Annotated in this window: 29 protein-coding genes and 1 other RNA gene; 9 read left to right on the top strand and 21 right to left on the bottom strand. The window is 42.5% G+C overall.

The features are described from left to right. The first annotated feature begins 133 nt into the window (after positions 1–133). Complete coding sequence (locus tag GDK41_RS01695) at positions 134–367, top strand: heavy-metal-associated domain-containing protein (RefSeq protein ID WP_197739490.1); 234 nt, start codon at positions 134–136, stop codon at positions 365–367. A 329-nt stretch (positions 368–696) separates the two neighbouring features. Here the strand turns inward: GDK41_RS01695 and GDK41_RS01690 are convergent, their stop codons facing one another. From GDK41_RS01690 to GDK41_RS01675, 4 genes are all read right to left on the bottom strand, one after another. Then, the gene (locus GDK41_RS01690) at positions 697–1,314 is read right to left on the bottom strand and encodes a hypothetical protein (RefSeq protein WP_152084783.1); all 618 of its coding nucleotides are present in this window, start codon (positions 1,312–1,314) and stop codon (positions 697–699) included. A 156-nt stretch (positions 1,315–1,470) separates the two neighbouring features. Further along, positions 1,471–1,698 carry a DUF2798 domain-containing protein gene (locus GDK41_RS01685; protein ID WP_152084782.1) on the bottom strand — a complete coding sequence of 76 codons (228 nt, stop codon included), beginning with the start codon at positions 1,696–1,698 and terminating at the stop codon, positions 1,471–1,473. Positions 1,699–1,726: 28 nt separating this feature from the next. Further along, positions 1,727–2,257 carry an NADPH-dependent FMN reductase gene (locus tag GDK41_RS01680; protein WP_152084781.1) on the bottom strand — a complete coding sequence of 177 codons (531 nt, stop codon included), beginning with the start codon at positions 2,255–2,257 and terminating at the stop codon, positions 1,727–1,729. A 40-nt stretch (positions 2,258–2,297) separates the two neighbouring features. After that, a complete protein-coding gene (locus GDK41_RS01675) occupies positions 2,298–3,200 on the bottom strand; it encodes a pirin family protein (RefSeq protein WP_232056502.1) in 903 nt (300 codons plus the stop codon). A 137-nt stretch (positions 3,201–3,337) separates the two neighbouring features. Here GDK41_RS01675 and GDK41_RS01670 point away from each other — a divergent pair, with 137 nt between their 5' ends. Next, positions 3,338–4,243: a LysR substrate-binding domain-containing protein gene (locus GDK41_RS01670; RefSeq protein ID WP_152084780.1), complete on the top strand. Its 906-nt coding sequence runs from the start codon at positions 3,338–3,340 to the stop codon at positions 4,241–4,243. 606 nt (positions 4,244–4,849) lie between these two features. On the opposite strand, the gene rnpB is transcribed toward GDK41_RS01670, so the two are convergent. Together rnpB and rsmI are read right to left on the bottom strand one after the other, a co-directional pair. Next, an RNA gene (gene rnpB / locus GDK41_RS01665) (RNase P RNA component class A) lies at positions 4,850–5,210 on the bottom strand. Between the two features lie 42 nt (positions 5,211–5,252). Continuing rightward, entirely contained in the window at positions 5,253–6,113 is an 861-nt protein-coding gene (gene rsmI, locus GDK41_RS01660) for a 16S rRNA (cytidine(1402)-2'-O)-methyltransferase (protein WP_152084779.1), read from the bottom strand. A 62-nt stretch (positions 6,114–6,175) separates the two neighbouring features. Here rsmI and GDK41_RS01655 point away from each other — a divergent pair, with 62 nt between their 5' ends. Genes GDK41_RS01655 through dolP form a run of 4 tightly spaced genes read left to right on the top strand, consistent with a single transcriptional unit; the run spans position 6,176 to position 9,605 of the window. Beyond that, a complete protein-coding gene (locus GDK41_RS01655; RefSeq protein ID WP_152084778.1) occupies positions 6,176–8,068 on the top strand; it encodes a penicillin-binding protein activator in 1,893 nt (630 codons plus the stop codon). Between the two features lie 12 nt (positions 8,069–8,080). After that, positions 8,081–8,446, top strand: a complete 366-nt coding sequence (locus GDK41_RS01650) for a YraN family protein (RefSeq protein ID WP_152084777.1) — start codon at positions 8,081–8,083, stop codon at positions 8,444–8,446. A gap of 1 nt (position 8,447) precedes the next feature. Beyond that, positions 8,448–9,035 (top strand): SIS domain-containing protein, encoded by a 588-nt coding sequence (locus tag GDK41_RS01645; RefSeq protein WP_152084776.1) that lies wholly within the window; start codon positions 8,448–8,450, stop codon positions 9,033–9,035. Positions 9,036–9,038: 3 nt separating this feature from the next. Continuing rightward, entirely contained in the window at positions 9,039–9,605 is a 567-nt protein-coding gene (gene dolP / locus GDK41_RS01640; RefSeq protein WP_152084775.1) for a division/outer membrane stress-associated lipid-binding lipoprotein, read from the top strand. Between the two features lie 267 nt (positions 9,606–9,872). On the opposite strand, the gene GDK41_RS01635 is transcribed toward dolP, so the two are convergent. The 8 genes from GDK41_RS01635 to zapE all read right to left on the bottom strand — a co-directional run bounded on the left by GDK41_RS01635 (position 9,873) and on the right by zapE (position 16,310). Continuing rightward, on the bottom strand, positions 9,873–10,304 hold the full coding sequence (locus GDK41_RS01635) for a ClpXP protease specificity-enhancing factor (protein ID WP_152084774.1): 432 nt from the start codon (positions 10,302–10,304) through the stop codon (positions 9,873–9,875). Then, positions 10,304–10,930, bottom strand: coding sequence for a stringent starvation protein SspA (gene sspA / locus GDK41_RS01630; RefSeq protein WP_152084773.1), 627 nt, complete (start codon positions 10,928–10,930; stop codon positions 10,304–10,306). The genes GDK41_RS01635 and sspA overlap by 1 nt, the downstream gene beginning before the upstream one ends. A gap of 97 nt (positions 10,931–11,027) precedes the next feature. Continuing rightward, positions 11,028–11,765 carry a cytochrome c1 gene (locus GDK41_RS01625; RefSeq protein ID WP_152084772.1) on the bottom strand — a complete coding sequence of 246 codons (738 nt, stop codon included), beginning with the start codon at positions 11,763–11,765 and terminating at the stop codon, positions 11,028–11,030. Continuing rightward, positions 11,762–13,027 carry a cytochrome b gene (locus GDK41_RS01620; RefSeq protein WP_152084771.1) on the bottom strand — a complete coding sequence of 422 codons (1,266 nt, stop codon included), beginning with the start codon at positions 13,025–13,027 and terminating at the stop codon, positions 11,762–11,764. Before GDK41_RS01620 ends, GDK41_RS01625 begins: the two co-directional genes overlap by 4 nt. Continuing rightward, positions 13,027–13,617 carry a ubiquinol-cytochrome c reductase iron-sulfur subunit gene (petA, locus tag GDK41_RS01615; protein ID WP_152084770.1) on the bottom strand — a complete coding sequence of 197 codons (591 nt, stop codon included), beginning with the start codon at positions 13,615–13,617 and terminating at the stop codon, positions 13,027–13,029. Before petA ends, GDK41_RS01620 begins: the two co-directional genes overlap by 1 nt. Before the next feature lie 516 nt (positions 13,618–14,133). Further along, on the bottom strand, positions 14,134–14,523 hold the full coding sequence (gene rpsI / locus GDK41_RS01610) for a 30S ribosomal protein S9 (protein WP_070983178.1): 390 nt from the start codon (positions 14,521–14,523) through the stop codon (positions 14,134–14,136). Positions 14,524–14,534: 11 nt separating this feature from the next. Beyond that, entirely contained in the window at positions 14,535–14,963 is a 429-nt protein-coding gene (gene rplM, locus GDK41_RS01605; RefSeq protein WP_152084769.1) for a 50S ribosomal protein L13, read from the bottom strand. A gap of 258 nt (positions 14,964–15,221) precedes the next feature. Further along, entirely contained in the window at positions 15,222–16,310 is a 1,089-nt protein-coding gene (gene zapE / locus GDK41_RS01600; RefSeq protein ID WP_152084768.1) for a cell division protein ZapE, read from the bottom strand. Between the two features lie 155 nt (positions 16,311–16,465). Between zapE and GDK41_RS01595 the strand changes: the two genes are divergently transcribed. The 3 genes from GDK41_RS01595 (at position 16,466) to GDK41_RS01585 (ending at position 19,584) form a co-directional block, all read left to right on the top strand. Further along, positions 16,466–16,924, top strand: coding sequence for a YhcB family protein (locus GDK41_RS01595; protein ID WP_152084767.1), 459 nt, complete (start codon positions 16,466–16,468; stop codon positions 16,922–16,924). 125 nt (positions 16,925–17,049) lie between these two features. Continuing rightward, complete coding sequence (locus GDK41_RS01590; protein WP_152084766.1) at positions 17,050–18,402, top strand: DegQ family serine endoprotease; 1,353 nt, start codon at positions 17,050–17,052, stop codon at positions 18,400–18,402. A gap of 96 nt (positions 18,403–18,498) precedes the next feature. Beyond that, the gene (locus GDK41_RS01585) at positions 18,499–19,584 is read left to right on the top strand and encodes a trypsin-like peptidase domain-containing protein (RefSeq protein ID WP_152084765.1); all 1,086 of its coding nucleotides are present in this window, start codon (positions 18,499–18,501) and stop codon (positions 19,582–19,584) included. Between the two features lie 61 nt (positions 19,585–19,645). Here the strand turns inward: GDK41_RS01585 and murA are convergent, their stop codons facing one another. Genes murA through mlaF form a run of 7 tightly spaced genes read right to left on the bottom strand, consistent with a single transcriptional unit; the run spans position 19,646 to position 24,325 of the window. After that, positions 19,646–20,905, bottom strand: coding sequence for a UDP-N-acetylglucosamine 1-carboxyvinyltransferase (gene murA / locus GDK41_RS01580; RefSeq protein WP_152084764.1), 1,260 nt, complete (start codon positions 20,903–20,905; stop codon positions 19,646–19,648). A 10-nt stretch (positions 20,906–20,915) separates the two neighbouring features. Then, entirely contained in the window at positions 20,916–21,173 is a 258-nt protein-coding gene (gene ibaG / locus GDK41_RS01575) for a BolA family iron metabolism protein IbaG (RefSeq protein ID WP_152084763.1), read from the bottom strand. 5 nt (positions 21,174–21,178) lie between these two features. Then, a complete protein-coding gene (locus tag GDK41_RS01570; protein ID WP_152084762.1) occupies positions 21,179–21,478 on the bottom strand; it encodes an STAS domain-containing protein in 300 nt (99 codons plus the stop codon). Next, positions 21,465–22,142: an MlaC/ttg2D family ABC transporter substrate-binding protein gene (locus GDK41_RS01565; protein ID WP_152084761.1), complete on the bottom strand. Its 678-nt coding sequence runs from the start codon at positions 22,140–22,142 to the stop codon at positions 21,465–21,467. The genes GDK41_RS01570 and GDK41_RS01565 overlap by 14 nt, the downstream gene beginning before the upstream one ends. Before the next feature lie 5 nt (positions 22,143–22,147). Continuing rightward, positions 22,148–22,690 (bottom strand): outer membrane lipid asymmetry maintenance protein MlaD, encoded by a 543-nt coding sequence (gene mlaD / locus GDK41_RS01560; protein ID WP_152084760.1) that lies wholly within the window; start codon positions 22,688–22,690, stop codon positions 22,148–22,150. A gap of 16 nt (positions 22,691–22,706) precedes the next feature. Beyond that, on the bottom strand, positions 22,707–23,483 hold the full coding sequence (mlaE, locus tag GDK41_RS01555; RefSeq protein ID WP_442960204.1) for a lipid asymmetry maintenance ABC transporter permease subunit MlaE: 777 nt from the start codon (positions 23,481–23,483) through the stop codon (positions 22,707–22,709). Beyond that, complete coding sequence (gene mlaF / locus GDK41_RS01550) at positions 23,483–24,325, bottom strand: phospholipid ABC transporter ATP-binding protein MlaF (RefSeq protein WP_152084758.1); 843 nt, start codon at positions 24,323–24,325, stop codon at positions 23,483–23,485. The genes mlaE and mlaF overlap by 1 nt, the downstream gene beginning before the upstream one ends. Positions 24,326–24,391: the final 66 nt, after the last annotated feature.

Raw genomic sequence — 24,391 nt, 5'->3', positions numbered from 1 at the left:
TGACAATTTAGATTCTAGAACGAGAGGCTAAACCTTACCACGATGTCAAGGTCAAACGTTTTTTAAAGACTGTTGACATTCCCTATAGGGCAACTTTTAGCATTGCACTGAAGTTAAACATAGGAGATTAATAATGATGAAATTTAATGTCGCTAACATGTCATGTGATCACTGCACTGCCGCCATTGCTAAATCGCTATTTGCACTTGATGAAGATGCAAAACTGACCTTTGATGTAGCACATAGCTCAGTCTCTATTGAGTCTAAGCTTTCAGTAGAAGAAGTAACAGCGGCGATAAAAGAAGCCGGTTATGATGCCAGCGAAGCAAAGGTATCGTGTTGCTCCCCTTCAAATAGTTGCCACTAATAAGAGAGTCACGTTTAAGCTTAACGTCACTGGCTTAAGGCGAGTGACGTTTTTTTCAATTTCCGTTGAAAGTTTAACCAGCGCAATTCGTTGGTAGAATTTTGCTTTCTTTGGTAGGCATATGCACGACTTTTAGTCGTTTATAAACAACTGCCTTACCCACAGCCCTACGCTATTTAGACTTGAACAGACGGAGTTTGCTTTGTATACATTTAGACAGTTAGAGAGGAGATCGCACACTGTACTACTAACAAAGGGGTTTATATGAATACTTATACGTTAAACCTATCTAAATTTTTGTAAAAGCTAGTTTTAAATAAACACTAAGCTCAAAACTCCCCTCTTTGTAACTCCACTCCAAGAATGTCACGCAGATAAATTTCAACGTATTCTGGTAGCCATCTGCAATGATTCATTTTTTGGAATCGTTCTTTGAGTTTCGCTTCGTTCGTTGCTTCAAGGTGAACGATTTTCCATGTGTTAATTGGACTATTCTCATCACCAACGACACCATGTTGAACATGGAAAATTGGTTGTGCTCCGTCCACAATAAAATGACCGTACTCATCCGAATTTACTTGTAACTCGCCAATAAAGGTAACTAGTTTAGTATCATGATCAATGTGGACATGCTCTATAACCACACCGTATTGAGTGTTATCTAGCCACAAACGCTGCTCTGATACTCTAGTAAAAGTTTCGCTATTTCCTTGTGTTTTAAATCCCCAGGCAGCTGCAGAACCTCGTTTAATAACAGACGGTATAAATAAATCAGGCCTACTGGCTTTTTTCACTTCCATGTCCCACAACTGAGTCTTTGTCATGCTAAATTGACCAGGATGTGAATAATGATCTTTAATTACGGCGTTTATATCTACTGGGTCGAGCTCTATTTGAGTAAATTCAGGAGTGTCCCAAGCACGATTAAATTCATATAGATGGTTCATAGTGTGTATCCTTCTTATCTTATTTTGGCTATAGCACTTGCAGAATACTCTGAGAGTCAAAAATGAGCTCTTTGACCGCTTGCCAAACTCTTTTGTTATAACAATTTGACAGCACACATAATGTGACCGCCATCTATTGCAACGACATCAATACAGTTACTCGTCAGAAACAATCGCTGAAACCAATCGCTGGGTGAGCGGTACGACAAGCAAACTAAATGGAAAAGCGACTAGCATTGCTACAGCCCATGCACTTGGCCAACCAGCAAACACCTCATTAATAGTGGCTGATTCCATGACCAGCATAGACAACGACATCACGCCAGACATTAAAAACGACATAACAAACGAAAAGGTATGAAACGTGAGTTTTTTTGGGATCATGATACCTGCCTCCTAGTTAATACTTACTTTAAGCGCTTTCGATTTTTTTAAGCACCGCATGCAACTTAGAAATCAGTTCAGCGTTTGCGAGTTGACCATTTTCTAGGTCAAAGTTATCGAAAAAACTTGGGATCGAGAGAGAGGCAACTACATTTCCACCAAAGTAATGCGCAGAGTCACTAGCCAAAGACAATACGCTGTTAGCGCCACCCGGTCCGGGTGATGTTGATAACATAACTATTGGCTTACCTTGATACACTTTTGTGTTGATGCGAGACATCCAATCCAAAAGGTTTTTAAACGCAACGGTGTAGTTACCATTATGCTCGGCAAATGAAATTAACAAGGCATCCGCCTGTGTAATCCTATCTAAAAACCGATTGGCCGCGTCGGGAATACCATAACCCTCTTCCAGATCACTATTGTAAATGGGCATCTCGTACTCGTTGATATCCAACATATCCACCCGATGCTGATCTAATAACGATGCTGCATAAGTGACAAGGGCCTTATTAATAGATTTACGACTATTACTTGCCGCGAAAGCTAAAATATTCATATTTATCTCCTATGGATTGAAAGCTAATCTTTACAGACTGTTAAACTAGTTTTCCCAATTTACCTGCGGAAAAATCTTGCTCAACTTGCGTAATTTCTGCTTCGGAGCCCATAATAAAAGGCCCTTTTTGGACATAGGTTTCATTGATTGGCTTGCCAGAGAAAAGTGCAAAATGCACACTTTTTAGGCTAGGATTAACCATGCTAATAGTTGCTTCAGTATCAGACGAAACATTAGATATGGAAGTAGCCTGGCCTGAGACAAGGCGTATCGGGTTACCGTCAACAGCCACATCTAGCTCTCCACTAACCACTGTTATCCACGCGTTTTCTCCCATTTCTAATGCGTGAGAGAAAGTGGTATTTGAATGAAGTTGCCCATCAAGAATGGTCATTGGTAGTGCCGGGGATTGTTCACCTTTAACGCCATTACTCTGGCCAAGCACAACCCGTACTCGAGCACCTTCATATTCAATATGAGGCATATTTTGCGCTTTAACATGGAGCGACTCGGGCGAACTCTTTCTTAGCGCTGCAGGCAAGTTTACGAATACTTGTAATCCATGGATCTTCGAGCCAGTACGTGGCGACTCATCATGAATAACACCAGAACCCGCTTTAAGCCAATATAAGTCCCCAGGCATTATGTCAAAGTCATTTCCTAATGAGTCGCGGTTATGAAACGGGCCCTCACTGTCTTCAAAAATAACAGAGACGGCTGAAAGGCCCGCATGCGGATGAGCACCAAATGTAGGTTTGGTCATTATATAGTGATCAACCATCACGAGCGGGTCCATGGTGCCCGAAAAATCTTTATCTCGAAAAGCCAATGCTTCAAAGCCGCTTCCGATCCTTAACACTTCACCCGACTTTGCCGCTGTCATAGTTGGAGCAATAATTTGGTTGTCAGCATGCTCAATTGTCGAATTTATTAATGTATTCATTTTTAATCACCTAACGCTATTGCAAATCGATAACTTCATTCTAGTTGTAGAACGATAGTGTTTTGTAGATAGAAAAACTGAAAGTACTGTTCTATATTTGAAACGTTGAGGCGGTAAGTGAGAAGGCTTAAAAACATATGATTGATTTGAATGACTATTATTACTTTGTACACGTGGTGGAAAAACAAGGCTTCACACCCGCAGCAGCAGCGCTGAATATGCCAAAATCACGATTAAGTCGTCATGTGTCAAAGCTCGAAGAAAGGCTTGATATAAAGTTAATTCAACGAACATCACGCCAGTTTAATGTTACGGAAACTGGTCAGATATTTTATCAACATGCCCGCGCGCTGCTCAATGAAATGGAAGCGGCGGAAGCGGCAATAGAAAGCAGAAAGACATCGCTTAGTGGTCGAGTAACGATAAGTTGCTCGCTGGGAGTCGCGCAATTTGCAGTTAAAGACTTACTCATAAAATTTCTTCAGGAGCACCCCAAAGTAGAGTTGGTTCAGCAAGTCACTAACCAAAATATCGACTTAATTTCCTCTGGCGTGGATTTGGCAATTCGTGGTCACATCGAATCTTTGCCTGATTCAACGATTATTCAAAGAAGTCTTGCGACTGTTTCTTGGCACTTATTTGCCAGCCCAGATTACTTGACTAAAACAGGCACTCCTCAGTCAACTTATGACCTTTTTAAAAGACAAAGTCTAAAAGTTGGATGGCAACCCTCTGACGGACACTGGACACTTGAAAATAAGGAGGGACTTAAAACCACCGTCCCCTATAATCCGCAGCTTTGTAGCGATGACATGGGCACTTTAAAGCAAGCAGCCATTAAAGGGCTTGGGATCGTAAGCCTGCCTAGCTACGTATGTCGTAATGAAATTAATGATGGTACTTTACTTAGAGTGCTGCCAGATTGGATTTCAGGTAGGGCACAGTTGAGCTTGCTAACCCCATCACGCAAAGCGCAATCGCCTTCCGCGAAGGCGGTCGGCGAATTTTTACTTAAACACTTGAAAGAACGTATTGGGGACTAGCCTCAATTTACAGTTCAACTTTGCAAGATGGTGTTCACATGAATCATCGTTTAGTCCCCGCAAAAACGAGTCAGCAAAGTACCAACCTTTAACATGGTAAGGTAAGCATTTTAGACCAATTGCATTAAATTGGTGATCAGATATTGCGACAGATAAATGGCTTAGTAACAAGGCAAATATTTCGCTATGCAGTTATTCTACATGAGAAATATTTAACGCAGTTAATGAGTTATTTAGCTCGCTAGAATGATCAATGTATTAATAAAATTGGTATTAGACCAAAAGTTGGCTATCAACCCGTAACACCCGCCTTAGAAGTACAGTTCGTATTGCCCATAAAGCATTTTACTTTCCAAATTTTCGCCAGCCATGTACCACGGAATTGTGCTTACCAATCGTAAAATCAAACTGTTAGTGAAAAGTGTATCAGGCGAAAAGAAGCATCTAAATCAATACTTTATGAATTCATCGCGAGTTGAATTTTTTTGTGAATTGAATTTTGAAGCTGCGATCCGTGTACCAAACGGTACATGGAAATGTGATTTGAGGGTGGATAATTTTAGTGTACCGCTTGATCTACACAAGTAAATCAAGCGGTTACTAAAACTTCTGAGACAGCCTATAAGCCGGGTTCTGTACTCTTACGAGTGATAATCATTCGTCTAGGCCTAGGATTGCTCCTAGGCTCAAGCAACCTACCCGGTTCCGATGTGGGCCACACCATAAGGAACCCTATTTGGTCTTGCTCCGGGTGGAGTTTACCTTGCAACCAACTGTTACCAGTGGCCCGGTGCGCTCTTACCGCACCCTTTCACCCTTACCAACTCGAAAGTTGGCGGTCTCCTCTCTGCTGCACTTGTCGTAGGCTCACGCCCCCCAGCCGTTAGCTGGCACCCTGCCCTGTGGAGCCCGGACTTTCCTCCCCCTGATCATTTTCGTCACAGGCAGCGATTATCCGGCTGACTCAGGGCGGCGATAATACAGGATTATCACCAAAATCTCACGCTTTTTAGGCCTCTTTTTCTGCGATAGCTGCTTTGTACAGCGCGTTTTTCTTTAAATCAAAGTAATCTGCCACAATGCCGCAGGCTTTTTTGAGCGGCATTTCGCTTTCAAGTAAAGACAACATCCGTTTTGCATCAGCCGGAATTTCAGCCTGCTGCTTTGGCTTGCCGGGCAGCATCAGCACTAGCTCACCTCTTTGCTTTTCGGGCTCTTCAGTCAAATAATCGATAAGTTCAGCAACGGAGCCGCTAAAAAATGTCTCATATGTTTTCGTTAGTTCTTTGGCAAATACAACTTGTTGCTCTTCGCCTAGCGCACTGTGCAAGTCATTCAGACTCGCCATGATACGATGCGTACTTTCGTACATAATGCTGGTGATGCCACTTTCATAGGCATCGATAAAGAATTGCTGCCTTGCTTGGCTTTTTGCGGGTGTAAAACCAATAAATTGGAAGCGATCCGTTGGCAGACCCGAGCAACTAAGCGCAGTAATTGCAGCACATGCTCCAGGCACAGGTGTCACATTTGCACCTTGTTCACGGCAAAGATTTACAACGGCATACCCAGGATCGCTGATTAAAGGCGTGCCAGCGTCTGATACCAAGGCGATATCTAAACCTTCATTAAGCCAATCAACAACCTGCTGCGCTTTTTGTTTTTCATTATGATCATGTAAGGCAAAGGTTTTCGCTTTTATATTGAAATGACTCAATAATTTGCCTGTATGTCTGGTATCTTCAGCGGCAATTAAGTCTACGCTTGATAAAGTTGTTAAAGCACGCTCGCTGATGTCGGCAAGATTGCCAATTGGCGTAGCTACCACATAAAGGGTGCCTATTTTATCCGTGTTCTGTGCTTTTATCATTGAGCTCTCCCAGTTCAGTCAGTAAGATAGCCCCAAGAAAGTAAATCAACTAGGGCGTTGTTGTGCGACTGAAAATAATTAGTCTTGTAATCGCTATATTGTCAGGGTTATCAGCCTGCAGTACAACCGAAAAAGTACCAACTGCTAACACCAAGTCACAAAATCAGCAATCAAAGCACACATTGGATTATTCTGATGCACTCGCCTTGTTTGAAAAAGCCCAATCAAAAGAGGGGGCTGATAGAATACAGCTGCTCTATTATGCAAGAGATGCGGCTATTAGTAATAAAGAATGGCAACTCCTTGAACAAATTTGCCTCGCTTTAGAAAGTAAAGTAAGCGTTGATCACGTTCAAAATAAGTTATACATCGCTTTGGCTCGCAAAAATCAACAGCGTGCAAGTGACGCCTTGGCGATGCTTAATTCACTTGAAGAGCAACTCTCTTTACCAGAGCACAAGGCTTGGCATCAATACTTAACGGGCAGTATTTACGCCTCTGAAGGGTTGCCAAATCAAGCCCTCACTTACTTTTTTAATGCTGCCAATATAACTGCGCAAAACAATGTTGCTATTGCTAACCTCAATGACGATATCTGGCAGGCTCTGCAGCAATTGTCGTCGTATGCATTAGAAAAACTAGATACAGGCTCAGTTACTCAACAAGGTTGGGTTAAACTTGCTAAATATCAGCTGGTCTATTTAGGTGCGGGGGTCGAGCTTCATCAGGCGCTTAATAATTGGCAACGTCGTTTCGTTAATCATCCTGCTAGCTACTTATTGCCTGAAGAAGTCGCAAAATCTGTTAGCTTAACCCCTTACAACACAAAGCGATTAGCTATTTTACTACCCCAATCTGGCAATAGTGAACGCTTCGGTCTTGCGTTAAAAAATGGCTTTTTGGCCGCTCTAGACAAACAAAAAATCGAGGAAGTTTTTTTTATTGATGAGTCACAAAGCATTGAAAAAATTGAGCAGTCTTTAGTCCGTCATCAAGTTGACTTTGTTGTTGGGCCGTTGCTGAAAAACAATATCGATAAACTCGCAGATAGCTCGGTGCTTTCGGCATTACCTACTATATTTTTAAATACATCAAGTGAGCTTTACTCTAACTCCAACCCACAACACTACTATTTTGCTCTTAACCCAGAGCATGAAGTCGAACAAGCTTTGATACACTTCTTAACGCAAGAATATCAAAAACCGATGCTACTGGCGCCAGATAATAATTCTGGTCATCGACTTATTAGTCACTTTCAAAAGCAATGGCAGCGCTACAGTGAAACAGAGCCTGAAGTAGGCTTTTATACTGACAGCAAAAATATGGCCAAAGTCGTCGCTAACTTACTAGAAGTTGATGAGTCAAAACAACGAATAAGAACCATCAAGTCTTTATTTAACAAAGAGGTTGAAAGTGAGACTCGCTCCCGAGGAGACATCGATGTGGTCTATATTTTGGGAGATGCCATTGAAACTCGCCTATTAAAGCCATATTTGGATGTAAATGTAAGTACCTTTGCACAGAAGATCCCTCTGTATGCTACGTCACGAAGCTACAGTCGCCGCATAGACAGTACTGATAAGGGTGATCTTGAGGGGCTATATTTTACCGAACAACCATGGATGTTACCTGGTGCTGTTCAGCAAAATGGATTAAGAGAAAAGTATTTAACACTGTGGCCCGAGCAGGCAGATATAGAGCAGCGCCTATTCGCTATGGCATACGACTCAGTAAATTTAATAACACAGATAAAACAGCTTGCACGTGTGCCTGGCAAAGAGTTTTCGGGTCTTACAGGGCAATTAAGTATTAAACGCGATAACACTCTCGCGCGCACGTTGAGTTGGGCGCAATACAGGAAAAAGAAGATCCGGTTAGTAAAACTCAATGAGACACCTCCAAAGCCTTTATTTATGCGCCAAACACAGGCCACAGAGGCACAAATAATGAACTAAGGCAGGAAGCCAATGTTTGAAAAGCTATTTAAAAACAGTAGAGATAAGGGGCAACACTACGAACAACTTGCTAAATCTTACTTACTCAAGCAAGGGCTTAGCTTTGTACAAAGCAACTATAATTGCCGTTACGGCGAAATAGATCTCATTATGAGAGAAGGAACCTGTTGGGTCTTTGTTGAAGTAAAATTTAGACAGTCTCAGCGCTTTGGTGGGGTACTTTCTACCCTTACTCATACAAAGCAGCAAAAACTTAAACGTAGCATTTATTACTACTTAGGCGCGCAACAGTTGCATAATGTACCAGTACGCGTAGACTTTATCGCAATTGAGGGAAAAAACCCTCCCAATATACAATGGATTAAGAGCGTTTTTTAGTATGCAAGAATCTATTAAAAGCATTTTTACTGAAAGTATCCAAGCACAAATCGCCGCAGGAGAAGTATTGCCTGATGCGCTTGAATCAGCAGCTTTAACAATTGTGCAAGGCTTGATAAATGGCAACAAACTCCTTTGTTGTGGTGCAGATAGCTGTCATATGCTAGCTGAACACTTTGCAGGCTTACTTGTTAATTTTTATGAAACTGAGCGTCCTTGCTTACCCGCAATTGCACTCACACAAACTTCAGTACATCTAGGGCAATCTGTAGCGACCGATGATACAGAGCGCTTTTCAAGACAAGTACGCGCATTTGCACAACAAGGTGATCTCCTTTTAGTCATCGCTGTAAATGGCAATGAGAAGGACATCGTCAGTGCCGCAGAAGCAGCACTTACCAAAGATATGAAAGTAATCGCTCTAGTTGGTGACGATGGCGGTGAACTAACAGGGCTTTTAGGTCCGAGTGACGTTGAGATCCGCGTTCCTAGCAAGCGACCTAGTCGTATCGTTGAGTCTCACTTATTTATTACTCATTGCCTGAGCCAACTCATAGACAACACACTATTTCCACAGGGAGAGCAGTAAAAAATGTTGGTTAAACCTATTGCAATACTTTTGAGCCTAGCCCTTTTACAAGGTTGCGCAGCAGCCGTAGTTGCAGGTACTGCTGGTGCTATCTCTGCTGCAGATGACCGTCGAACGATAGGCTCGCAACTCGATGATAATAATATTGAGATCAAGGGGATGCTTGCAATTCGTAATATTGAACGGTTAAAAGAGCATGCAAATATCAGCCTTATTAGTGTCAATGGGGTGGTATTGATGGTTGGCCAAGTAGCCAATATTGAAATGAAGCAACAAGCACAAAAAGCGCTACAAGACATACCCGCTATTCGCCAAGTACACAACCAGCTTAGAATTAGCAGTAATATTGGTGTTACAACCCAAACTCATGATGTATGGTTAACCTCGAAAGTAAAGACTAAGCTTCTTGCCGCTGATGATGTCAGTGGCAATAATATTAAAGTGGTCACGGAAAATAGCGAAGTATTCTTGATGGGATTAGTTAGCCAAGACGAAGCTAATAGAGCGGTTGATATCGCCCGTCATGTAAACGGGGTTACACGCGTTATAAAAGCATTTGAGTATTTATAATATTCCCCCATCAGAGATAAAAAAACCTGCACTATGCAGGTTTTTTAGATTCAAAAAGCAATAACAAATATTACTTAACCTCAGCTGCGGATAAGAGTTTTGATAGTTCAGAAGAGAGACATTGCAACCCCTTCAATATCCAATGACGATATTTCGCTCACTATCAAGGCATTTTCGTGAAGTAATAGCGAGCTATTACAAACGAAAATAACGAAGAGAGTGAGCGAAATAGCTTTATTGGGCAAATTCTCTTATGTGCAGCTGAGGTTACTTAATAACTCTTAAGTGTGAGCCCTTTCGCTTTTCAGGTTCAGGTTTATCTGATTCAGTTGTTTGTACTTCTTGTGTCTCTTGCACTTCTTGTGTTTCCACAGCATCATCTTCGGGAAACTCTTCTTGTGTAAACACAGTACCTTCACCATTCTCACGTGCATAAATAGCTAATACCGCAGCGATAGGCACATACACTTGCATAGGCTGACCACCAAAGCGTGCATTAAAGCTCAATTGGTGATTGTCCATTGCAAATTGCGTCACTGCTGAGGGGCTGATATTCAACACAATCTGCCCATCTTGTACAAACTGTGTAGGCACTTGAACGGCTGGATACTCTGCATTCACAACGAGATGTGGTGTACACTCATTATCGACTATCCAATCAAAAAAGGCTCTCAGTAAATACGGGCGATTAGGAGTCATTATGCTCTTATCTCACGTTCTGCTTCGGTTAGAGAAGCCTGGAAAGAGTCTCGCTCAAACAAGCGTAACATATAGTCTTTTAACTCTTTAGCTCCCGCTCCATTCAACTCAATACCTAGTTGCGGCAAACGCCATAACAAGGGGGCTAAATAGCAATCAACTAAACTAAACTCTTCACTCATGAAGTAAGGCGCTTCGTTAAAGATTGGCGCTACAGCAAGCAATGCTTCAGTTAACTCTTTACGTGCTTGGGCTTCTTCAGCTCCGCCTTCGGTGATCTTTGCAGCAAGGCTATACCAGTCAGTATCAATACGGTGCATCATTAAACGACTACGACCACGCATTACAGGGTAGACAGGCATTAAAGGTGGATGCGGAAAACGCTCATCTAGGTATTCATTGATAATATCCGCTTGGTATAGGCCTAACTCGCGGTCAATCAAAGTAGGAACGGTACCATAAGGATTTATCTCATGTAGAGCCTCTGGCAGGTTATCCTTTTCTGCTAGGTGAATATCAACACTTACCCCTTTCTCTGCCAGTACAATACGTACTTGATGGCTATACATGCAGTTTGCACCAGAGAAAAGAGTCATTACAGGGCGCTTATTGGCAGCAACGGCCATGCCTACCTCCATTAATAATTACAAAAAGTAATAAATCACTTTAAACAGCAATAGGGGCTAGAGCCCCTATTGCAAAATCACCTTAGATTTGACCAACTTAGTGGACATCTCTCCAGTATTCTTTCTTCAAGAAAAATGCCAGAATAAATAGAATAACTAAAAATCCTAACACTTTATAACCAAGAGCTTCAGACTCAAGTCGAGAAGGTTCACCAACGTATGCCATGAAGTTCGTTAAATCACGAACAGCTTGATCATATTCATCAGTACTCATCTCTCCAGAACCATCCGTTTCAGTACCCACTATCTTCGTTACAGTTTTCCCATTCTCAGTTACTTGCTCAGTAATTGGTGTCGGTAACCCTTGTAACTCCTGAAGCACGTGTGGCATCCCCACAGAAGGGAAAATAGTGTTATTCACACCAAATGGGCGAGATTCATCTTTATAGAAAGACTTCAGATAAGTATAAATCCAATCTGCACCACGTACACGCGCTACCAGGGTTAGATCTGGTGGCGCAGCACCAAACCATTTAGCAGCATCATCTTTTTCAATGGAATTCAAAATGTGGCTACCCACTTTTGAGCCATCAAAAATCAACTGTTCTTGACCAATATCAGTTGGAATACCGATATCTCTGAACGTACGCTCATAACGCTGATACTGCATCTGGTGACAACCAAGACAGTAATTCATGAACAACTTAGCACCACGTTGTAACGATGCCTTGTCTGTCAAGTCATGGCCTGCTTCCATCAGCGGCACAGACGGCCCTGCTGCCATAACAAACGTTGGCAACAATGCGAATAAACCGATAATTAGCTTTTTCATCATTTCGTCAACCTCGTTGGCAATGGCTTAGTCTTTTCATTCTTCGAATACACAAAGAGTAAAACAAAGAACATGAAGTACGTCACTGTAGTAATTTGCGACAGCAGCGTTTTAAAGTCTGTTTGCGGTGTTGCCCCGATCCAGCCAAGGATAACAAATGTAACAACAAACTGTGCAATGTTAAGCTTGTGAAGACCACAACGGTAACGAATAGACTTCACCTTACCACGGTCAATCCAAGGTAATAACGCAAGGACCACGATTGATGCACCCATTGCTACAACACCTAATAACTTATTAGGGATCGCACGTAAGATTGCATAAAACGGCGTAAAATACCAAACAGGGAAAATGTGTTCTGGTGTTTTCAGTGGGTTTGCCGCTTCAAAGTTAGGAGCCTCTAAGAAGAACCCGTTCATTTCCGGCATAAAGAACACAACCCAGCAGAACAGAATTAAGAAGCCTGCTACACCCAGCACATCTTTTACTGTGTAATATGGGTGGAATGGAATCGCATCAACAATATCTTTCTTGCTGGTGTAATATTCATGGAACTTAAATTTTGGCTTGTCTTCTTCTGCAACAGTACCTTTCTTACGCTTAATCTCAACACCATCAGGGTTGTTTGAACCCACTTCGTGAAGCGCAACAATGTGAAGGAACACAAGAATAACTAGTACAAGTGGCAATGCAATAACATGCAACGCAAAGAAACGGTTTAGTGTTGCACCTGAGATAACATAGTCACCACGGATCCAAAGAGTTAAATCATCACCGATCACAGGGATGGCTCCGAACAATGAAATGATTACTTGCGCACCCCAGAAAGACATTTGTCCCCAAGGTAATAAGTAACCCATAAAGGCTTCTGCCATTAACGCTAAGAAAATGAACATACCAAATAACCAGAGAAGTTCACGCGGTTTTTGGTAAGAGCCGTAGATCATGCCACGGAACATATGCAAGTAAACAACGATAAAGAACGCAGACGCACCCGTTGAGTGTAAATAGCGCAGTAACCAACCATATTCAACGTCACGCATGATGTATTCAACAGACGCAAATGCACCTTCCGCAGAAGGTACAAAGTTCATGGTAAGCCAGATACCCGTCACGATTTGGTTTACTAGTACAAGAATGGCCAATGAACCAAACAGATACCAAAAGTTAAAGTTTTTTGGTGCAGGATATTGAGCAATGTGCATATTCCAGACGCGAGTCATAGGAATACGTTCATCTATCCAGTTGATAATATTACCAAACATTACGCAACCCCTTCTTCTTCACCAACTAGAATTGTAGTGTCATCAATAAAGGTATACGGTGGAACTTCAAGGTTTAACGGTGCTGGTACTGACTGGAATACGCGACCAGCCATATCAAATTTAGAACCGTGACACGGACAGAAGAAACCATCCTCTGTGCCTTCAACCTTTTCACCAAAACCACCCTGTAAAAAGCTAGGTGAACAGCCAAGGTGAGTACAAATACCAACCGCCACAAAAATTTCTGGGCGCTTAGAACGATATGGGTTTTTAGCTGAATCTAGTTGTTGAGGCTCTTCAGACTCCGGATCACGAAGCATATCTTCATGGCCCTTCATTTGTTCAAGCATTTTTGGCGTACGAGAAATAACCCAAACAGGTTTACCTCGCCACTCAACACGAATTAATTGTCCAGGCTCAAGCTTGCTGATATCTACTTCTACAGGCGCACCCGCAGATTTAGCTCGCTCACTTGGATTCCAAGACGCAATAAAAGGAACAGCAGCCCCAGCCGCACCAACACCACCAACAACAGAGGTAGCTATGGTTAAAAAGCGACGTCGGCCATTGTCTACAGGCGCATTGCTCATCCACTTATCTCCACTATGATTCTCAACACTTGCTATATTGAGAACATCAGTTACAGCAGGTTAATTTTAAGAAACTACAAAATAGAAGCGATCATAAATAAATCCCTTGATTAAAACAAGGTTATTACAGACTCATGCCCCAATAAACCCGATTCGAATTTATTAGGTTACTTTGAGCATGAGGCCGATGATATATAATACGCTATCCTAAAAACAATATACTGACCAAGATCAACCTCAACTGAGGCTAGAGAACCACCGAATACGGGGTTGAAACTCGCTCACTTTACTTGCCCTGCAATTGTAGCAAAAAAAACCGCCGAGTTATCGTCAGATTTACACTAAATACCCTAAATATTGCACTTTTTTTATCAGCAAATCTGAGTATTAGGTGAAATGCCTACTTATTAAGCTATCTTGAAAATATTTTAGGCGCATTCATGAAAGGGAATTAAAAGGCAAAAAACAAAAAACCCAGCAAAATGCTGGGTTTTTGAATTCTTGAAACGTAAAAAATTAACGTTTTGAGAACTGTGTCTTCTTACGTGCTTTCTTAAGACCAACTTTCTTACGCTCAACTTTACGAGCATCGCGAGTAACGAAGCCAGCTTTGCGAAGAGTAGGACGAAGTGACTCGTCAAATTCCATAAGTGCACGCGTGATACCGTGGCGGATTGCGCCAGCTTGACCAGTCATACCACCACCTTCAACAGTGATGTAAAGGTCAAACTTCTCTGTCATTTCAACTAGCTCTAGCGGCTGACGAACAACCATGCGAGAAGTTTCACGACCGAAGTACTCTTCGATAGAACGCTGATTAATTACGATGCTGCCAGTGCCTGGGCGTAAGAATACGCGAGCACTTGAACTTTTACGACGACCTGTACCGTAGTATTGATTTGCCATGAGTGTGCTCCTTAAATGTCTAGAACCTGCGGCTGTTGTGCCGCGTGGTTGTGCTCGTTACCAGCGTAAACTTTAAGTTTACGGTACATTTCACGACCCAGAGGACCGCGAGGTAACATGCCCTTAACCGCTTTTTCGATGATCATTTCAGGCTTTTTAGCTTGAAGTTTCTCGAAGTTCACAGACTTAAGACCGCCAGGGAAGCCAGTGTGCGCATAGTACATTTTGTCCTGAGTTTTGTTACCAGTTACAGTAACTTTTTCAGCGTTGATAACGATGATGTAATCACCAGTATCTACATGAGGAGTGTACTCAGCTTTATGCTTACCGCGAAGGCGACGAGCGATTTCAGTAGCGATGCGACCTAAAGTTTTACCTTCAGCGTCAACTACGTACCAGTCACGTTTTACAGTTTCTGGTTTAGCAACAAACGTTTTCATTTAAAAATCCAATGTTTTCTATTTAAAACCACAGGTAATCAAGTGATTACCGCTTACTATATGAGTGCTTTAACCCCTTCGAGTTTAAGACTTTTTTGCCGCTCAAGTCAGTGGCTAAGCCGACGAGGGCAATAGAACGCAACGTGGCAGGCCGCGGATTATAGCAACTCTATTTATGCTTGACTAGCGTGAGATTGTTTTTTCGACAAAAAATTTCTACACTCAGTTCATTCTTATCGCAGGAGCAACAGTCTGTTATTATGCTAAATGCTCGCGCGCTAAATATTCTAACGACTGCATTTCTTGCAAACGACTGATGCAACGTTTAAATTCAAAGTTCAACGTACCTTGGGTATAAAGCTCAGTAATCGGCGCCGCTGCTGAAATAATTAAAGTAACATTACGCTCGTAAAATTCATCAACTAACGCAATAAAGCGCCTTGCTGCATCGTCATTGTGCTGACCCAACTGCTTCACATTCGACAAAATCACTGTATTGTAAAGACGGCTTATTTCCATATAGTCAACTTGAGAACGAGCAGTTTCGCACAGTGCCGTAAAATCAAACATAACAATGCAGTCCGATACTTTACGGGTGTGAATTAAACGCCCTTCAATTTCAATTTTTTCATCCAGACGGCCCGGTTCAGGTGACAACTTATCAAAATATTCAAATAAATTTTTGTCAGCTTGCTCATCCAGTGGACTGTGAAAAATTTCAGCCTGCTCTAAGGTACGCAGACGATAATCAATGCCCGAATCAACATTGACCACTTCTGTATTAGCTTTAACTAGCTCTATCGCAGGTAAGAAACGTGCTCTTTGTAGACCATTTCGATAAAGCTCATCCGGTACGATATTAGAGGTGGCCACTAACACAATATCTCTGGCAAATAATGCCTGCATCAACCCACCCAATAACATTGCATCGGTAATATCTTGTACAAAGAACTCATCAAAACAAATAATATCGGTTTCGGCTTTAAATTTGTCAGCAACCGTTTCCAAAGGATTTTTTACATCTTTCAAAAGTTTTAACTCATCATGTACTCGATGCATAAAACGGTGAAAATGCACGCGCATTTTGCGCTGTGTTGGTAGTGCTTCGTAAAAGGTATCAACTAAATATGTTTTACCTCGCCCCACTCCGCCCCAGAAATATAAACCTGTTATTTTTTGCGCTTCAGACTTACCAAACAGTTTACTTAGCAGACCTTTTCTAGGGGCCGGTTTAGCGGTTAAATCATCATATAACCTCTGCAAATGCTTGACCGCATTTTCTTGTGCATTGTCATATTGAAAGTCTTCGCGCTGCAAATCTTGCTGATATTTTTCCCACGGTGTCATAGTCAGTTACATAGTTCTACGTTTTTATTTGCGTATTATATTAACACGCATCGATTCTAGGCGTATATTTAGCTTATCATTAGATTTTATTATTAGTCGCAAACTCGCCCAGTTTTCACAGCTTATGCGCTTCGCGATGTTATTAGGAGAGACATATGACCTCATTTGCCTGGATAGGCCTTATCATAATCGTTGCCATTGCCGCCTTTTTTGTTGGCTCTGTGTGGACTAAAAAGCAATTTAAACATAGCGACCTTGAACAACAAGCCCAGCAGGCAAAGCACGAGTTGGAGCAATATAGACAGGAAGTTGCTGATCACCTTGCCAGCACAAAAAAGTTAATGGGCAAGATGCAAGATAGCTACAGTCAATTGTTAAGCCATGTTGAAGAAACCAATCAGGTATTGCTAAGCGAAAAACCTAGCCACCCGAGTGAACCATTTTTCTCAAAAGAAACAACCGAGCAACTACACGCTTCTTTAAAAAGCCGCCCAGAACGCCGCCGTAGCGATAGAGCGAATGAAGGCTTTGCCCAGCCAACTGACTATGTTGATGGTGAAAGTGGTCTGTTTTCAGGTGAGCGGCTAGAAGTTGAGCAAACAAAAGCCTCTTGATGAACTTTTTTTTGACCCCATAGTCAGTAAATATAGTTTTTTACAATAGCGAAATGGCGAGCACATACCAACTTTAGTGCTCGCCTTTTCAATGCATTAACGCTTTTGCGGAGTATTTACTGACTATGAAATTGAAACACTCGTTATTAACAGCTGCTATTTTATCAACCGCCCTGCTTATTAACCCTCATGCAGCATATGCTAAGTTGCCTATGGCTGTAGATGGCCAGACTATGCCTACACTCGCACCAATGTTAGAGCGAGTAACCCCCGGCGTGGTCAGTATTCAGGTTTCAGGTGCAAAAGAAGTACGCCGTCGTGTTGACCCGTTCGATTACTTTTTTGGTAACCCTCAGCCGCGTAGCCAAAAGCGCCCATTTAGTGGCCTTGGTTCAGGTGTCATTATCAATGCAGACGAGGGGTATGTTGTCACTAATAACCATGTAATAGCCGATGCAGAAAAAATCATTGTTACCCTTGAAGATGGCCGTGAATTTGAAGCTAAGCTGGTTGGAACAGACAAAGAGTCTGATATTGCATTGCTAGAAATCGATGGCGAAAAATTAACCGAAGTAAAACTGGCAGATTCAGATAAATTACGTGTCGGCGATTTTGCGGTGGCTATAGGTAACCCCTTTGGCCTCAGTCACACGGTTACATCTGGGATCATCAGTGCACTCGGACGTAGCGGTTTAAACATTGAAGGCTATGAAGATTTCATCCAAACAGATGCTGCTATTAACCAAGGTAACTCTGGTGGTGCGCTGGTTAACTTACGAGGTGAGCTAATTGGTATCAATACAGCGATTTTAGGCGCGTCTGGAGGCAACGTGGGGATAGGCTTTGCCATTCCTTCTAACATGATGAAAAACCTAGTTGACCAAATTGTTGAGTTTGGTCAAGTGCGCCGCGGCTCTTTGGGTATCGAAGGTCGTACGCTTGATGCTGGTATTGCTAAAGCACAGGGCTTTGACGTTAAACAAGGTGCTTATGTTGCACGTGTCATCAAAGACTCGGCGGCCGCCGAGGCGGGTATATTGGCCAACGATGTTATTACCAGTGTTAATGGTGATGATATTCAAAGTTTTGCAGAGTTAGCGAGTAAAATCGCGACGATAGGTGAAGGAAGAACTGTTGAACTTGGCATTTATCGCGATGGCCGTAAACGCACAATAGAAGTGACACTGAAGGGTCAAGGTGAAGCGCAAGCGCCAGCTGACAAAGTTCATCCTATGCTGCGTGGTGCCGTACTTGAAAGTGGCGAGCGCAATGGCAATAAAGGCGTTGTGGTTACTTCCGTTGAACCTCGCTCTCCTGCAGCTCGAGTAGGCTTGGAAGAAGGCGATGTGATCATGCAAGTAAATCGCAAGCGAGTAGATACGATCCGCGATATGAGCAGTTTAATCGAAGATATCCAAGGCAATATTGTATTGGGTATCAAACGCGGAAGAGATTCTGTCTTCTTGCTTATTCAATAATATAATTAGAAGTTTGTATTAAAAAACACAGCGGCACTTGCCGCTGTGTTTTTCTTTGTGCATGATTAAACCTTTAGAACTAAAAAGACCGCGCTTGTGCTAAAACTTATTCGCTTTTTACTTCCGCCGCTTATTGCTGGACTGTGTATTGCTTTTTTTATTATTTGGTTTTCCCCAAATTTAAAAAATGCGGTATTGCCAAAATTTGATATGACAAGACACTACACCAGTAACCATATGAGTTTTGCTGATGCCGTAGAAAAAGCAGCCCCGGCAGTGGTGACTATTTTCTCTGAAAGTATTTCATCGGTTCCCCGTTACATGCGCACCAATACCACGCAAGAGTTGGGCTCTGGTGTGCTCATGTCACATGATGGCTATATATTAACTAACTACCACGTAGTAAATGACGCCGACCAAATCATGGTGATACTCACAGATGGCAGACGCTTTAACGATGTACAAGTTATCGGCTTTGACACCATTACAGATTTGGCACTGCTAAAAATTGATGCACAACACCTTCCTGTGATCCCCATAGATGACAACTTCAGCCCACGTGTTGGCGATGTCGTACTTGCTATAGGTAATCCTCTTAACTTGGGGCAGACCATTACACAAGGAGTTGTAAGTGCAACCGGTAAGCAAACACTTACTGACAGCCCGTACAATAACCTCTTACAAATGGACGCAGCGGTTAATGTGGGTAATTCAGGCGGTGCACTTGTAAATTCCAACGGCGTACTTGTTGGGATCACATCAGCTCAATTTCGTACGCGTTACAATATAGACATACAAGGTATTTCTTTTGCGGTGCCTTACAAACTTGCCAAAGAAGTGATGCAAAAGCTGATTGTTGACGGTCGAGTTGTGCGCGGTTATTTAGGCTTTAGAGGCGCAGCCGTGGATAGTACCGGAAAAGAAGTAACAGACTTGTATACGCGTATTGTTGGATTAAGAGTCAGTGATTTAGACCCTCTTGGACCAGCTTGGCAAGCAGGCATGCAAGAGAACGATATCATTGTAAAAGTTGCTGGAGAACCTGTTACCAACCCACAACGTACTTTAAAGTTTATTGGCAATACGCGTCCTGGGACCCGCCTAGAGTTTGAAGTGTATCGAGGTGATGAACTGCGAACTTTCACGCTAGTTGTTGCCGAGCTTGAGACCAGAGCCAATTAAGTACCAGACTTTATCAGCATAAAAAAAGCGCCAGACCGGCGCTTTTTTTATGCTGATAAAGTTAATTGTGTCTGCGCTTTATTTTTGCACCTAACTGACTCAACTTGTTTTCAATACGTTGGTAACCTCTATCAACGTGATAGATACGGTCAACAATCGTTTCTCCGCTTGCCACAATACCGGTCAGAATAAGACTCGCAGATGCCCTTAAGTCGGTTGCCATAACCTGAGCGCCACTGAGCTTGTCTGTATCACCACAAATCGCGGTATTACCTTCTAAACGAATATTGGCACCCATACGTTGTAATTCAGGCACATGCATAAAACGGTTCTCAAAAATGGTTTCCGTTATCGTTGCACTCCCTTGAGCGACCACGTTTAATGCCGTAAATTGCGCTTGCATATCCGTTGGAAAACCAGGGTGTGGCATAGTCTTGATATTAACAGCAGCCAGATTACGCTCTCTCATATCTAAATAAATGCTATCACCGTTAACCTCAACCAGCGCATTCGCAGCGCGTAGCTTATCTAACACAGGCTCTAAACTGACATGATCGGTGTTTTTGCACAGCACTTCACCTTTGGCCATTGCCGCAGCAACCAAAAATGTGCCAGTCTCTATTCTATCAGGTAAAATTTTATGCTCACAGCCGTTCAATTTTTCAACGCCTTGAATTTCAATACGGCTTGTTCCGGCACCTGTGATCTTCGCCCCCATAGCGGTTAAACAATCAGCTAAATTAACTATCTCTGGCTCTCGTGCAGCATTTTCTAATACCGTTATACCATCAGCCAAAGTGGCAGCCATCAGTAAATTTTCGGTCGCGCCAACACTCACCATTTCCATGTAAATTTCAGCGCCTTTTAAGCGCCCATTTACTTGTGCGTTAATGTAACCATTATCAACACTTATAGTCGCGCCCATCTTTTCAAGGCCACGAATGTGAATATCAACGGGCCTCGCCCCAATCGCACACCCACCAGGTAAAGAAACTTGCGCCTCACCAAAACGCGCAAGTAATGGCCCCAGCGCTAACACTGAAGCACGCATTTGTTTTACTAACTCATATGGTGCAAGCACTTTATCTACTGTGCTGCCATCTACTTGCAGCACATCGCCTTGCCATTTAATGCCCGCACCTAACGTTTTTAACAGCGCTTCGGTAGTGCCAATATCTCTTAGTTGCGGTACGTTGGAAAAGTGGCTGACGCCGTCCGCTAGCAAAGCAGCGAATAAAATCGGCAAAGCTGCATTTTTAGCACCTGAAATTGTGACCTCACCCGCCAAAGTAGTGCCACCTTGGATAACAAATTGATCCATTGTGACTCCGTTATTGCGGTAAAATGAATTTGCGTTCTCTTTGCCACTCTGTTGGCGTGAATGCTTTAATGCTTACAGCATGGATTGTCCCATCAGAGATGCTTGCCATTAGGGGACCATAAACCAGCTGTTGCTTTTTAACGCGGCTCAACCCGTCAAAACACTCCCCTACCGCTATCACCTCATAGTGACTACCATTGGCTTTTACTATGACTTCTTCTAAAGATAGGGTTTCTTTTAATAAAGTTTCGACTTGGTTTGTTTCCATTAGACTCACTCAAATAAGTTCGATACCTGCCCGAGCGCCATTAAATTATGGAGCTGGGTAGGTATATTTTTAAGCTCAAGACGTTTGCCTTGCTGCTGCAATTTACCTAAAGAGTGAATTAACCAAGCTAAGCCCGCTGTGTCAACCCTAGAAACCTCAGAAAGGTCAAAATAACGCACTGACTGCACGTTTTCTATCTGTTGGTTAAGAAGTCGTTCATCGTTTAGGCTATTTCTCGTCAATTCACCACTAACTTGAACAAGATCATTCTCAAGCTGTTTGAACTGAACTTTACTTGCTGCCATCATCCCCCCTAAACTGCACAGGTAAGCGGCTTTTTTTATCTAAAAGTTCAATTACGTGCTCTATACCCTGCTGACGCAGAATACCATGTAGTTCTGACTGCTTTGCATCTAACAAGCTAATTCCTTCAGCCATCATATCATAAGCACGCCACTCATTATTTGAGTCTCTGCGCACTTTAAAATCAATTTTGATATCAGGCTTGCCTGGTTCTACAATCGTTGTTTTTACGATGGCGACTTGGTCACCGGCAAAGTCTTTCGCGGGAGAGAACTCAACATGCTGATTAGTGTATTGCGTGAATACACCCGCATAGGTTGCCACCAGATAGTTTTTAAACACCTCTATGAATTGCTTAATGTGCTCAATGGCTTGCGCCTTTTCTTCTTTGTTTGAGATATTCCTTACTTTTTGAATGTAACTACCTAATACACGATATGCCGCATATTTATAGTCAATATAAGGTAATAACTCTTGCTCAACGATGACACGCAGGTGCTCTTTGCTTTCGGTGATCGCCTCTTGATCTCTGGTGATACGCTTAAACGTATTATCCGCAACTTGCTGTACCATTTTGTATGGGTCATTCAAGTCAACCGGCTCGTTCGCCGAGCTAATCGAACTGAACCACAGCGCCGCAATAGCAATTAAAACTCTTCCTAACATGACAATTACTCACTACCTTGGTTAAATAAAAACTGTCCGATTAATTCTTCCAAAACCAGTGCTGACTTGGTATCTGTCACTAGATCACCATCTTTTAATGCCTTGCTTTGTACACCAAACAAATCGTCTAGTTCAGAACTTGCATTGGTCACTTCGTTACCCAGACAAGTTTGCTTAGCAGAGTCAGACGCTATCACAGGAGAAATACCCAAATATTGCTCACCTAAGATCCCCGAAGTCAGAATAGAGACAGATGACGTATCCGAAAACTGACACTCGTAACTTGAGTCGATACTCATAGCAACAACAGGAACAAATTCTTGAGGGTGAATGCTGATCCCTTCTACACGACCAATAACCACACCACCTACTTTTATAGGTGCACGAGTTTTCAAAGAGCCGATATTCTCGAACTTGGCATTAAGTGTATAAGTTTCACCACTACCAGAGATACCTGAGTTTGCCACTTTTAAAGCCAATACGGCGAATGCGGCTACACCCAGTGCCACAAACAAGCCTACTAATATTTCAATTTTCCGTGTATTCATTTGTTTTTAAAACCTTTTAACCTGAAAACATCACAGCAGTTAATAAAAAGTCGAAACCTAAAACTGCCAATGAAGAGTGGACTACTGTTTCAGTCGTTGCTTTACTGATCCCCTCTGATGTTGGAATACAGTCATAACCCTTATACAGCGCAATCCATGTCACGATAAGCGCAAATACAAAGCTTTTGATCATCCCGTTTAAGATATCTTTTTCAAAAGACACCTGAGACTGCATAATTGACCAAAAACTGCCGGAATCAACACCCAGCCAGTCAACTCCGACCAGATGTGCTCCTAAGATTGCAACTGCTGAAAAAATCAATGCGAGCAAAGGCATACTAATAAAGCCAGCCCAAAAGCGTGGCGAAATAACTCTTCTCAGTGGATCAATCGCCATCATTTCTAAGCTTGAGAGCTGCTCTGTTGCTTTCATTAAGCCAATCTCTGCCGTTAAAGCACTCCCAGCTCGACCTGCAAACAGCAATGCAGTAACAACAGGCCCCAACTCTCTTAGCAAACTCAACGCTACCAGCGGACCTAAGCTATCTTCGGCGCCATAGCCCACCAGTACTGTGTAGCCCTGAAGCGCTAAAACCATACCAATAAACAATCCAGATACCATGATTATAAGCAACGACTGATGCCCAACCATGTAAAGCTGGCGAATTAGCAATGCAGGCCCTTTTCTAAAGTCTGGCACACTCACTAGTGCGCCAATTAACATACGCGTTGCCCTGCCTACTGATGCAAATCGGCTAAGCGTTTTATGACCTATTGATTGAAAGAAATCTATCACCGTTGACTCCCTGATAGTAGCTCATCTTGATAGTCTTGTGCTTGATAATGAAAGGGAACAGGTCCATCAGATAGGCCTTTGAGAAACTGTTGCACTAAATCGGATTCGTGCTGCTGCATCTGCTGCGGTGTACCACTGCCAATAACCCCTTGTTCTGCAATGATCACGACATGATCTGCAATGCTCAAAACTTCATTCACATCATGTGTCACAATTAAAGATGATAACCCCAAAACTTCATTAAGTGACTTTATTAGCTTCACTAACACTCCCATTGAGATTGGGTCTTGTCCAGCAAAGGGTTCATCATACATTATCAATTCAGGGTCTAATGCTATTGCTCTGGCGAGTGCTGCTCGCCTAGCCATACCACCTGACAACTCTGAGGGCATTAAATCTTTAGCACCACGTAAGCCTACGGCTTGTAGTTTCATTAAAACAACTAAACGGATCAAATCTTCACTGAGCTGGGTATGCTCTCGTAGTGGAAACGCAACATTATCGAAAACCGACATATCAGTGAACAGTGCGCCACTTTGAAATAACATACTCATTTTGGTTCGCACATCATAAAGCGCTTTACGAGACATGCTTGGAATACTCTGCCCTTCGAATAATATATCGCCGTTATCAGGTTTTAACTGACCACCAATTAAACGCAGCATGGTAGTTTTACCGATACCACTGGGGCCCATAATGGCGGTAATTTTTCCTTTTGGTACGGAGAAACTCATGTTTTTATAGATGACTCTATCACCCCGGGTGAAAGTTACATCCTTGACCTCTACAATTGCTTGCGACAAGTCGCTCTCCAGATCTACATTTACTAATTGTGACATGATACGTTTTTTTGCCTTCTTTAGGAAAAAGGATTTCGTAAAATTTTGTAATATATCATGTCTAAT

It is taken from the genome of Pseudoalteromonas sp. A25, assembly GCF_009176705.1.
Classification (GTDB): Bacteria; Pseudomonadota; Gammaproteobacteria; order Enterobacterales; family Alteromonadaceae; genus Pseudoalteromonas.
This window is presented reverse-complemented; position numbering and strand designations above follow the sequence as displayed.